The organism is Pseudomonas sp. GW822-FHT06B12, assembly GCF_058799675.1.
In genome coordinates, this window is sequence record NZ_JBXALR010000018.1 from 25,131 (window position 1) to 36,389 (window position 11,259).

The 11,259-nt window shown below is 60.7% G+C and carries 10 protein-coding genes; 2 read left to right on the forward strand and 8 right to left on the reverse strand.

Annotation, left to right across the window (positions count from 1 at the left end; genetic code table 11):
• Window positions 1-91: 91 nt before the first annotated feature.
• The 3 genes from AC1RKH_RS26930 to AC1RKH_RS26940 form a co-directional block, all read right to left on the reverse strand.
• Window positions 92-1,687 (reverse strand): GMC family oxidoreductase, encoded by a 1,596-nt coding sequence (locus AC1RKH_RS26930; RefSeq protein ID WP_493064392.1) that lies wholly within the window; start codon window positions 1,685-1,687, stop codon window positions 92-94.
• Window positions 1,688-1,815: 128 nt separating this feature from the next.
• The gene (locus AC1RKH_RS26935) at window positions 1,816-2,361 is read right to left on the reverse strand and encodes a twin-arginine translocation pathway signal protein (protein WP_493064391.1); all 546 of its coding nucleotides are present in this window, start codon (window positions 2,359-2,361) and stop codon (window positions 1,816-1,818) included.
• A 26-nt stretch (window positions 2,362-2,387) separates the two neighbouring features.
• Window positions 2,388-3,818: a coniferyl aldehyde dehydrogenase gene (locus AC1RKH_RS26940; protein ID WP_493064390.1), complete on the reverse strand. Its 1,431-nt coding sequence runs from the start codon at window positions 3,816-3,818 to the stop codon at window positions 2,388-2,390.
• Window positions 3,819-3,965: 147 nt separating this feature from the next.
• Between AC1RKH_RS26940 and AC1RKH_RS26945 the strand changes: the two genes are divergently transcribed.
• Window positions 3,966-4,637, forward strand: a complete 672-nt coding sequence (locus AC1RKH_RS26945) for a TetR/AcrR family transcriptional regulator (RefSeq protein ID WP_123426414.1) — start codon at window positions 3,966-3,968, stop codon at window positions 4,635-4,637.
• 33 nt (window positions 4,638-4,670) lie between these two features.
• On the forward strand, window positions 4,671-5,525 hold the full coding sequence (locus AC1RKH_RS26950; RefSeq protein ID WP_493064389.1) for a sulfurtransferase: 855 nt from the start codon (window positions 4,671-4,673) through the stop codon (window positions 5,523-5,525).
• A gap of 129 nt (window positions 5,526-5,654) precedes the next feature.
• Here AC1RKH_RS26950 and AC1RKH_RS26955 read toward each other — a convergent pair whose 3' ends face one another.
• The 5 genes from AC1RKH_RS26955 to AC1RKH_RS26975 all read right to left on the reverse strand — a co-directional run bounded on the left by AC1RKH_RS26955 (window position 5,655) and on the right by AC1RKH_RS26975 (window position 11,022).
• Window positions 5,655-6,485 carry an AraC family transcriptional regulator gene (locus tag AC1RKH_RS26955; protein WP_493064388.1) on the reverse strand — a complete coding sequence of 277 codons (831 nt, stop codon included), beginning with the start codon at window positions 6,483-6,485 and terminating at the stop codon, window positions 5,655-5,657.
• A 4-nt stretch (window positions 6,486-6,489) separates the two neighbouring features.
• Window positions 6,490-7,488 (reverse strand): hydrolase, encoded by a 999-nt coding sequence (locus AC1RKH_RS26960; RefSeq protein ID WP_493064387.1) that lies wholly within the window; start codon window positions 7,486-7,488, stop codon window positions 6,490-6,492.
• A gap of 72 nt (window positions 7,489-7,560) precedes the next feature.
• On the reverse strand, window positions 7,561-8,178 hold the full coding sequence (rsmD, locus tag AC1RKH_RS26965; RefSeq protein WP_123426418.1) for a 16S rRNA (guanine(966)-N(2))-methyltransferase RsmD: 618 nt from the start codon (window positions 8,176-8,178) through the stop codon (window positions 7,561-7,563).
• The gene (locus tag AC1RKH_RS26970; protein WP_493064386.1) at window positions 8,178-9,668 is read right to left on the reverse strand and encodes a M16 family metallopeptidase; all 1,491 of its coding nucleotides are present in this window, start codon (window positions 9,666-9,668) and stop codon (window positions 8,178-8,180) included. Before AC1RKH_RS26970 ends, rsmD begins: the two co-directional genes overlap by 1 nt.
• Complete coding sequence (locus AC1RKH_RS26975) at window positions 9,661-11,022, reverse strand: M16 family metallopeptidase (protein ID WP_493064385.1); 1,362 nt, start codon at window positions 11,020-11,022, stop codon at window positions 9,661-9,663. The genes AC1RKH_RS26970 and AC1RKH_RS26975 overlap by 8 nt, the downstream gene beginning before the upstream one ends.
• Window positions 11,023-11,259: the final 237 nt, after the last annotated feature.

Here is an 11,259-nt window from a genome sequence, read left to right on the forward strand (position 1 = left end):
TGGGGAGTCGGATGGTATCGCAGCATTCCCGGTCGGCCAAGTCGCCTTTGGGGTAAGAAAGCACTATAGACGGTGCGTATTATGTGTTTTTTCATGGTTTTTTTAAACGCATCGCCAGTGCTGTCGCCAGTTGCGCGGTCAGTCCGTAGACCGACAATTGCGGGTTGGCGCCAATGCTGGTGGGGAACAGCGAACCATCATGAATCGACAGATTACTCAGCTGATGATGACGGCCGAGGCTGTCAGTGACGGCATGTTTCGGGTCTTCACCCATGGCACACCCGCCCATCACATGAGCGCTGCCCAGTCGTGTGCGGTACAGCTCAAGGCTCAGACCATCGATAAGCGTGCGGGCCTCGGCGAGGGTTTTCACGTAGCGCGCATCGGCGTGCATCGGCATCACGGCGTTGGCACCGCCGGCGAACTGAATCTCGGCCATGCTGTGAAACGCCCGGCGTAGCCCATCCCAGGCATAGGCTGAGACCTGATAGTCGAGCACCGGCGTGCCATCGCCGCGCAACTCGACGCTGCCGCCGGGGCTGTCCGGGTGAAAACCGTCGCGCAGCAGCGCCAGCATCGCGTGGGTGTGCGGCAGCTGCTGCATGTGCTGGGCGTTGTCTTTGCCAAAACCTCCGAGCAAGGTCGCGGCCAGCGCCGGGTGTAGTGGCGGCACTTCAAGCTTGTAGGACATTTTGCCGGTGGTGCCGTCCAGCCACTGAAAGTGGTCGGAGTAGATCGACTGCGGCGCACCGTAGAACGGGTTGATCACTTCGTCGAACAGCCCGGCAGACATGTTCACCAGGTGCAGGAAGGTCCGCTTGCCAAGGCGTTCATGGGGATCGGGGGCTTTGGAACGCAGCAGCAACGCCGGGCTGTTGATGCCACCGCCGGCCAGCACGTAATGCCGCGCCTTGACGGTAATGCGGCGCCCGGTCGGCACCACGCAACGCTCGTCCATTGCCACACAATGCAGGCCGGTGATCTTGTTGTCCTTGATCAGCAGTTGTTCGGCGCGGGCGAGGTAGAGCAACTCGCCGCCTTTTTCCAGGGTCGCAGGAATGGTCGTGACCATCATCGATTGTTTGGCGTTGGTCGGGCAGCCCATGCCGCAGTAGCCGAGATTCCAGCAGCCGCGCACGTTACGCGGGATCACGTGCCAGCTGTAGCCGAGCTGTTCACAGCCTTTTTTGATCACGTCGTTGTTGGCGTTGGGCGGCACCCTCCACGGGGCGACACCGAGGCGCTGTTCCATTTTTTCGAACCAGGGCGCCATTTCCGCCGGGCTGTGGCCCTTGACTTCGTGTTCCCTGGCCCAGTGTTCGAGGGTCGGTTCGGGGGTGCGAAAGCTTGAGGTCCAGTTGATCAACGTCGTGCCACCGACTGCGCGACCTTGCAGGATGGTGATCGCGCCGTCCTTGCTCATGCGACCGATGCCTTCCTGATAAAGGCTGGAATAGGCCTGGTCTTCGAGCATCTTGAAGTCGCTGCTGGTCTTGAGCGGGCCTTCTTCGATCAGTAGGACTTTATAGCCGGCAGCGCTGAGAATTTCGGCGCTGGTGCCACCGCCAGCGCCGCTGCCGATGATCGCAATGTCGGCTTCCAGCGTCAGATCATTGGCCAGTTGCGAGCCGTTATAGGTTTTCCAGCCACGGGCCAGGCCTTCGCGGAACGGATCGGGTACGGGCATCTTTGGGTTCTCTTATTGTTTTGGATTCGGTGGTGATGCGGCTGGCGCCTTCGCGAGCAAGCTCGTTCCCACATGGATCGCGAACCCCCTGTGGGAGCGAGCCTGCTCGCGATAGGGGCGCCTCGGTCTCAAACGGTGGGCGGTCCCGGATAACCGCAATGTGCCCACGACTCGGCGCGGCCGTACCAGGCCATCATCACCAGTTGCAGGATCGAGCTGTGGCCCATGCGCAACAGGCTTAGCGAGCTGTTTTGCCAGCGCTGGAGGAACTGGCGGATGTCATCGCCACTGGCGTTTTCCCAACTGCCCCAGATTCCGGTCAGTGGCCCGCGAGTGACGGTCATGCCGAGCACGTCGAACAGTTGTTGGGTCAGCTTGAGCATTTCCGGCGACAGGTGATTGAGGCCGTTGTCCAGCGATTGCAGGGTGCCCTCGAGGGCGGCCGGGAGTTTTTCGACGGCCACGGCACCGCTGAGCATCACCGGGATCAACGCCCGCAAAAACGGCAGATCACTGCTGCGCAAAATCGCGAAACCACTGGCCGGACTGCTGGCCGAGCACCCACTGAGGCTGGCGCCGAGGCCGGCGGTAGTCAGGAAGGCCGTAGCGCAGAGACTGAATTTGAGCAGGCCGCGCCGTGACAGCGCGGGGGATTCGGACAGGCTTGGGTTCATTATTGTTATTACCCGGTAATGAGCTGTCAGCGGATGAACAGCTTCTGGATCAGCTTCTGGATCGACTTGCCGTACGGCGGATAAATCAGCTTCGCCGCGTTAAAACGCTGCTTGATCAGCACGCCTTTGGCTTTGCTGAACGTCAGGAAACCTTCATGGCCGTGGTAATGGCCCATGCCCGAAGCACCGATTCCACCAAACGGCATGTCGTCCTGCGCGACGTGCAGCAAGGTGTCGTTCAGGCATACGCCGCCGGAATGGGTTTCGTTGAGGACGCGATTTTGTTCGGCCTTGTTGTAGCCGAAGAAGTACAACGCCAGCGGACGTGGCCGCTGGTTGATGTAGGCAAACGCCTGGTCCAGATTTTTGTAAGGCACGATCGGCAGCACCGGGCCGAAGATTTCATCCTGCATCACGATCATCTCGTCACTGACATTCAGCAGCAGGCTGTGGCTCATGCGCCGGCCCTGATCCTGTTCGAACACCGGGATCAGCAGCGCGCCCTTGCTGGTGGCGTCGCTGAGGTAGCTGTGCAGCCGCGCCAATTGGCGTTCATTGATGATGGCGGTGTAGTCCGGGTTGTCCGCGAGTGTCGGGTAAAACCCGCGAACCGCCTGGCGATAGGCTTCGACGAAGGAACCGACCCGCTCTTCCGGCACCAGCACGTAGTCCGGCGCGACACAGGTTTGTCCGGCGTTCAGGGTTTTACCGAAGGCAATGCGTTCGGCGGCGTCCTTGAGCGGTACATCGTGGGAAACGATGGCCGGAGATTTGCCGCCCAACTCCAATGTTACGGGCGTCAGGTTCTCGGCTGCCGCGCGCATCACATGTTTACCGATGCTGGTGGCGCCGGTGAACAGCAGGTGGTCGAACGGCAGTTTGGAGAAGGCCATGCCGACCTCGGCTTCACCCAGCACCACGCACACCAGATCTTCGGGAAAGACTTTGGCCAGCAGGTTCTTGAGCAGTTGCCCGGTGGCCGGCGTGGATTCGCTGAGCTTGAGCATCACCCGGTTGCCCGCCGACAACGCGCCGACCAATGGTCCGATGGCCAGGTACAGCGGGTAGTTCCAAGGCACGATGACCCCGACCACGCCCAATGGCTGATAAACCACCTTGGCCGCAGCCGGCTGAAAGGCAATTCCTACCTTGCGCGGTGACGCTTTCATCCAGCTTTTGAGGTGTTTGCTGGCGTGATGAATGCCGTGCAGGCTCGGCATCAGCTCGGCGAGCAGGGTTTCATCGGCGCTGCGGTTGCTGAAGTCCTGGCTGATCGCGTCGATCAGGGCCTGGCGCTCGTCGCTCAGCAGGTCGCGTAATGCCTTGAGCCATTGCTGACGTTGCGCAGCCGGCGGCATCGGATGGGCCGCGTAGGCCTGACGCTGGGCGGCAAACAGATCGTGAAGCTCACTCAATGGCTGTTGGGAGCTTTGCAGGTAGGCAATGTCGGCGGGCATGGTAGCTCCGGTTTTTTTTTGGATGAGGAAGTTTTTAGAGTCTATGCTCTAGAAAGTCAAATGACATCCTCGGGAAGCGATGATTTATCCGCCAGCGGATAGGTCGTAAGATGCCCGGCAACGCACTGAAGAATTAAAGCTCAAGCCATGGCCCCACGAATAAAAACCAGCGAGCGCATCGTGCAGAACAGCCTGGAGCTGTTCAATCAACAGGGCGAACGCAGCATCAGCACCAACCATATCGCCGCGCACATGGAGATTTCTCCAGGCAACCTGTACTACCACTTCCCCAACAAGCAGGCGATCATCGCCGTGTTGTTCAGTGAGTATGAAGCCCTGGTAGAGAGCTTCCTGCGCCCGCCCCAGGGCCGCGCCGCGACCGTTGAAGACAAGCGCTTCTACTTGCAGGAGTTGCTGGCCGCCATGTGGCGTTACCGGTTCTTGCACCGCGACCTCGAGCACTTGCTCGACAACGATGTGGAATTGGCCGCTCGATACCGGCGTTTTTCCCAACGCTGCCTGATCCAGGGCACGGCGATTTACGCAGGCTTCGTCGAGGCCGGCATTCTGTGCATGGACAAGGTCCAGATCGAATCCCTGACGCTCAACGCCTGGATCATCCTCACGTCCTGGGTGCGGTTTTTGTGCACCACGCGGGAAAATTCCAACCACCTCAGCGAGCAAGCCATTAAACGCGGCGTGTATCAGGTGCTGGTGCTGGAAGCAGGATTCGTCACGGAGCAAGCGCGTGAGGCGGTCAATGGCTTGTTCGAGGAGTTTTACGTGCCGTTGGCCCAGGCTCTGGAAGAAGTGCAGTAGGATCGACCAGAGACTTAATCAGAGGAGCCCGCCATGCCCATTGCGCAACTGATCAGCCCGAACGCCCTGGACCAGAAAAAAGACCAGGCCGGGTTGGTGATTCTGGATTGTCGTTTTGCCCTGGAAGACCCGGATTACGGTCATCGCAGCTATGCCCTGGGGCATATCGAGGGTGCCTCATTTGCGGATCTCGAACATGACCTCAGCGGGCCCGTGGTCAAGGGTGTCACCGGTCGTCATCCATTGCCGACGCCGCACCATTTGATTGAGCGCTTGCAGGATTGGGGCATCAGCAACAACAGCGAAGTCGTTTTGTATGACGACGGCCCCGGCATGTATGCCGCGCGGGCCTGGTGGTTGCTGGCCTGGCTGGGCAAGCGCGACGGCGTGTTCATTCTCGATGGCGGCCTCAAGGCCTGGCACGCGGCTGGCTTGCCGCTGAGCCTTGATACCCCGGCAATCCCCCGTGGCTCCTTTAGCGGTGCGCCGGACCACACCTTGTTAGTGAGTGCCGAGAAACTGCAACAGCGCCTAGGTCAACCGACGCTGACCTTGCTCGATGCCCGAGGCCTGCCGCGTTTTCGTGGCGAGGTCGAGCCGATTGACCCAGTTGCCGGGCACATTCCCGGCGCGCAATGCGCGGCTTTCACGGAAAACCTGGGTGCCGACGGGCGCTTTCTTCCCGCCGATCAGCTCAAGCAGCGTTTTGCGGCGAAACTGGGTGATCGCTCACCGACCGAACTGGTGGCGTATTGCGGCTCGGGCGTGACCGCTTGCCACAACTTGTTTGCATTGTGCCTGGCCGGTTATCCATTGGGCTCGCTGTATGCTGGATCGTGGAGCGAATGGATTACCGATCCTGCGCGGGGCGTCGCCACCGGCGACTAGTCACCACAAAATCCTGTGGGAGCGAGCTTGCTCGCGATGGCGGACTGTCAGTCAACATCATTGTTGAATCTGACGGCCTCATCGCGAGCAAGCTCGCTCCCACATGGGTATTAGGGTGCTTTTTAGATTTCACCGCAGTCGCGCACTGCGATACGCCCCCGGCCCTACGCCATAAACCTTCTTGAACTGCCGACTCAGATGGCTCTGGTCGGCAAAACCCAATTGGCTGGCCACTTCCAGCGGCAGGCAACCTTCCTGCAATAACGCACGGGCCTGGGCGATGCGCTGCTGCATCAGCCAGGTGTGCGGCGGCATACCGGTGGCATGGCGAAATACGCGGGCGAAGTGAAAGGGCGAAAGGTTCACCGCAGTGGCCAGTTCTTCCAGCGAGGGTGGCGCGGCGAGTTGTGCCTGCATCAACTCCTTTGCCCGAGCGATGGCCCGGTGTTCCTGGCCGGGTTGACCGGGTGTTGCTACCGCGGCGTGGCGTTGCAGCAACGACAACATCATTTCCCGCCACACGGTCTGCTGTTGCAGCGCACTGGCCGGGCTTTCCAGCAAGCGGTGCAATTGGCAGAAGCCGTTCACCAGATCCGGGTCGCGATACAGCGTCGCGCCAAAGGCCGGCAAGTGCTGGGCAGGCAGCTCAAGTTCGTCCAGCAACGAAAGAATTTGCTGATTATCGGGATAAAACGCCCGGTACAGCCAACCGTCTTCTGTGCCTTTGTGGCCGGTGTGCAGCTCGTCCGGATTGATCACCACCAGGGTTCCGCTGCCGGCCAGATGTTCGGCGCCGCGATAGCGGTAGCGTTGAGCGCCAGCCATGATCATGCCGATAACGTACCCGTCATGCACATGGGGTACGAAGCGTTGCTCGATGTAGCGTGCAGACAGCAGCTCGACGCCGGCCAAGGGGGCCGTTTGCCAGAAGTGTATCGACTCGCCCGGGGTGGCTTCCATGGCCTTACTCGCGACCTGTGTTGGCCAGCCAGGCCGGGATGCGCCGTTCCAGGTAGTAGCCGGGGTTGCGGAACGTGCCGTCGACGAAGCCGACGTGCCCGCCCTTGGCCTGCAATTCGAACTGTGTGCTGCCCGACAACTCGCTGGCTTGCGGCAAGCTGTGGAGGAAGACGAAAGGATCGTCGGCCGCGTGAATGATCAGCGTCGGCGTACGGATTTCACCGAGAAAGTAGCGGCTGGAGGCGCGGCGATAGTAGTCCTGAGCGTCCGTGAAACCGTTCAGTGGTGCGGTCACCCGGCCATCGAAGTCCCAGAACGTGCGCAGGTTTTCCAGTGAGCCGAGTTTGGCCAGGGTCTCCAGGCCCTCGTGGTGGCCGTCGCGCAGAAACTGTTGTTGCTTGTTCTTGATGTAGGCGAGCATTTCGCGCATGAAGTGCGCTTGATAGATCTTGGAAAAGCCTTGATCGATGCGGTCGGCGCACTGATCCAGCCGGAAGGGTACCGAAACCGCCACTGCGCCCTGCAGCTGACTGTCACTGCCGGTTTCTCCCAGGTGCTTGAGCAATACGTTGCCGCCCAGTGAATAGCCGACTGCGTACAGCGGTGCCAAGGGGCGTGTCGCTCGCAGGTGGTTGATCGCTGCGGCAAGGTCTTCGCTGGCGCCGGAGTGATAGCTGCGCGGCAACAGATTCGGTTCACCCGAACAGCCACGCCAGTTCAGCGCCACGCTGGCCCAGCCGTGGGTGGAGAGGGCTTTCTGCAGACCGGCGACATAGGGGGAGTTCGAAGAGCCGGTCAGCCCATGGAGCACCAGCACCAACGGCGCCTTGGCACTGTGCGGCCCGTGCCAGTCAAGGTCGAGGAAATCACCGTCATCGAGCCACAGACGTTCGCGTTGTCGATCCAGGTGCGTGGGTTTGCGCCACAGCGGTCCCCACAAGGTTTGCAGGTGCGGGTTGCCGAGGCCGAAGGCAGGGGTGAAACGATCTGGCGGTGTAGACACGGTTGTTCTCGATGCAGCGGTGCGTCACCGGGGCTGTTGACCCCAGGCACGCACCTTGTTCAGGCCGGTGGATTAACCGGCGATCTCTGCCGTACGGTGCCACAACGCGTAGTAGACCCGCCCGGATTTTTGCTCCCGGTGCAGGCGCCAGCCCCCTGGCAGACCGAGGGTCGATGGCGCTGTTTCACTTTCAGTGTAGATCCATGCGTCGTCGGCCAGCCATTGGCGTTCTTCGAGCAGCGCGCAAACAGCAGGCAGCAAGTTCTGGTTGAACGGCGGATCGAGGAATACCAGGTCGTAGGCGATCGCTGGCTGGGTTTCCAGATAGCGCAAGGCGTCGGCAGTCTGCACTTGGCCGACGGTGCAGCGCAGCGTTCCCAAATGCTCTTTCAGGCTGGAAACCGCCAGGCTGCTGGCATCCAGCGCCTGGCCCATGGCGGCGCCACGCGACAGTGCTTCGAGAAACAACGCGCCGCTGCCGGCAAACGGGTCGAGCACCTTGGCCCCTGCAACGTACGGCGCGAGCCAGTTGAACAGGGTTTCACGCACGCGGTCGGGCGTCGGGCGCAAGCCTGGGGCGTCAGGGAAACTCAGGCGACGGCTGCGCCATTCACCGCCGATGATGCGCAATTGGTTCACGCCGTTGTGGACGTTATGAACAGGTTTTTTAGGACGCGATGGACTGGCCATTAATGCTCCGGAACCCCGAGCGGCTGCTCGGAAGGTTTGTCAGTTGGGGCCGGTAACGGCTGTTGCGGCACGGTCGGGCCAGCAGAAACGATGACCATTTTGTCCGTGCTCAGGTGTTTGTTCATTGCTGCGGTGACCTGTTCGACGGTCAGGTTCTGGGACTGCTGCATGAAGTCTTCGAGGTAACTCAGCGGCAAATTATAGAAACCCATGGCACCCAGTTGGCCGACGATATCGGCGTTGCTGGCGTTGGACAGTGGGAAACTGCCGGCCAGTTCACGCTTGGCGTCGTCGAGTTCTTTCTGGGTCGGGCCGGTTTTAAGGTAATCGGCGAGCACGTCCTGCACCAGTTTGAGTGTGCCTTCGCTCATTTCGGCGCGGGTTTGCAGGTTGATCATGAACGGCCCGCGGACCTGCATCGGCGTGAAGCCCGAGTAGACGCCATAAGTCAGGCCACGTTTCTCGCGCACTTCACTCATCAGTCGGGTACCGAAGCCACCGCCGCCGAGGATCTGGTTGCCCAGGGAGACGGCCGCGTAGTCCGGATCGCCACGGTCGATGCCCAGTTGCGCGAGCATCAGGTTGGTCTGTTTGGACGGAAACTCGATGTGGCCGATGCTGGCTTTTGGCTCAGCCGGTTGTTCGATTTTCGCCAGTGCCGGACCTTTAGGCAGTGCAGCGGAAACCTGTGCGGCAATCGCTTCGGCTTCGCTGCGCGACAAGTCGCCCACCAGTGCAATCACTACGTTGCCCGCGGCGTAGGCTTTTTCGTGGAAGGCCCGCAGTTGCGCCACGCTAATCGGCGGGACACTTTGCGCGTTGCCGTCGCTCGAATGCGCATACGGATGATTACCGTACAGGCGCTTCATCAGCTCCAGGCTCGCCAGTTTGCCGGGGTTCTGCTTCTGGTATTCGAAACCTGCGAGCAACTGGTTCTTGATTCGCGCCAGCGAGTCGGTCGGGAACGTCGGTTTGCCAACCACTTCAGCGAACAGGTTCAGGGCAGGTGTGCGTTTATCCACAGCGCTCAGGCTGCGCAGCGAGGCAACGGCCATGTCTTTGTAGGCACCGTTGCTGAAGTCTGCGCCCAGCCCTTCGAAACCTTCAGCGATCTTGCCGACATCTTTACCGGCGATGCCTTCGTTGAGCATCGCGTTGGTCAACACAGCCAGACCCGGTTTGTCACCGTCCTGGCTGCTGCCGGCGGCGAAGATCAGGCGCATGTCGAACATCGGCAGCTCCGGGGCTGCGACGAACAGCACCTTGGAGCCTTCAGCGGTTTTCCAGGTTTGCACGTCCAGCGTGCGGTGGCTCGGCGCTTTACCGTCGAGTTCGGTCAGAGATTGCAGCTTTTTGCTGGCCTTGGCCTGGTCGAGGGCTTCGCTGGCGTTGGTCTCGGTCGAACGGCTGAAGTAAAAGCCGAGCGAGGCGGCCAGTGCGACGAGTACCAGGCCGATCAGGACCAGGCGTGGTTTTTTACTCTCACTCATGAGCGGTTTCCTCGGGCAGTGGCAGTACATGCGCAACGCTGAGACGTTCGCGAGTGAAATAAGTGCGGGCGGCTTTCTGGATGTCTTCCGGGGTCACGCTTTGCAGCTCGGCGAGTTCGGCGTCCATCAGTTTCCACGACAGGCCAACGGTTTCCAACTGACCAATGGCAGTGGCCTGGCTGGTGATCGAGTCACGCTCGTAGACCAGACCGGCGATTACTTGAGCGCGTACGCGTTCAACTTCATCAGCCGACGGCGCGGTGGTTTTCAGCTGTTCGAGCAGTTTCCACAGACCGGCTTCGGCCTGGGCTATGGTTTTGTGTTTCTGGGTGTTCGGCGATGCCGACAAGGTAAACAGGCTGTCACCGCGGGTGTAGGCGTCGTAGCTCGACGAGCCGCCGGAGACCAGCTCTTCGCCGCGCTCCAGTTGCGCCGGAATGCGCGCGCTGTAGCCGCCATCAAGCAACGCTGCAATCAACCGCAGGGCATTGACCGAGCGCTTGTCTTGCGCGGTGGCGATGCTCGGCACATTGAAGGCCAGCATCAGGCTCGGCAGTTGCGTCTGTACATGCAAGGTGATCTGGCGCTCGCCGGGTTCGGCCAGTTCCCGCGGAATCTTCGCCGGTGGTATGTCGCGTTTCGGAATCGCCCCGAAGTAGCGCTGAGCCAGGGCTTTGACTTCGTCCGGAGTCACGTCACCGACCACCACCAGCGTGGCGTTGTTCGGCACATACCAGGACTTGTACCAGTGGCGCAGTTCTTCGACCTTCATGCGGTCCAGGTCAGCCATCCAGCCGATGGTCGGCGTGTGGTAACCGCTGGCCGGGTAGGCCATGGCCTTGAAGCGCTCGTAAGCCTTGGCCATCGGCTTGTCGTCGGTGCGCATGCGGCGCTCTTCCTTGATCACTTCAATCTCGCGGCTGAACTCGTCGGCCGGCAGGCGCAGGTTGGCCATGCGGTCGGCTTCAAGTTCAAAGGCCACGCCCAGGCGATCGCGGGCCAGCACCTGGTAATACGCGGTGTAGTCGTCACTGGTGAAGGCGTTCTCTTCGGCGCCGAGGTCGCGCAGGATCAACGACGCTTCGCCAGGGCCAACTTTCTCGCTGCCCTTGAACATCATGTGTTCCAGGGCGTGGGACAAACCGGTCTGGCCCGGGGTTTCGTAGCTGGAGCCAACCTTGTACCAAACCTGGGAAACCACCACGGGCGCCCGATGATCTTCGCGCACGACGACCTTGAGGCCATTGTCGAGGGTGAATTCATGGGTCGGTTGAGGGTCGGCAGCCAAAGCTGAAAGGGGCAGACAAACTGTGCTGAGCAGCAGGCCAGCAGCGCGGCGGGCTAGAGCATTCATTCGTTTTTAAACCTGTTGGGCTGCCCGCTAGGTCTTAGCGTAGGCGGGCTAGAGGGTGCTAGGATAACGGTCCGTTTTACTGGCGGCCACGCCTATCAGGTTTTTGTGCCTGATCAGGTTGTATGGGTTCACGGCGGAAAGCCTCTGTTTATCAGCTAAACTCCGCTTTTTCGCCGATTTTGCCAGTTCAGTCCTTCGTAAAATCGATCCTTGAGGTGCTGTTGAGCACTTCGACAA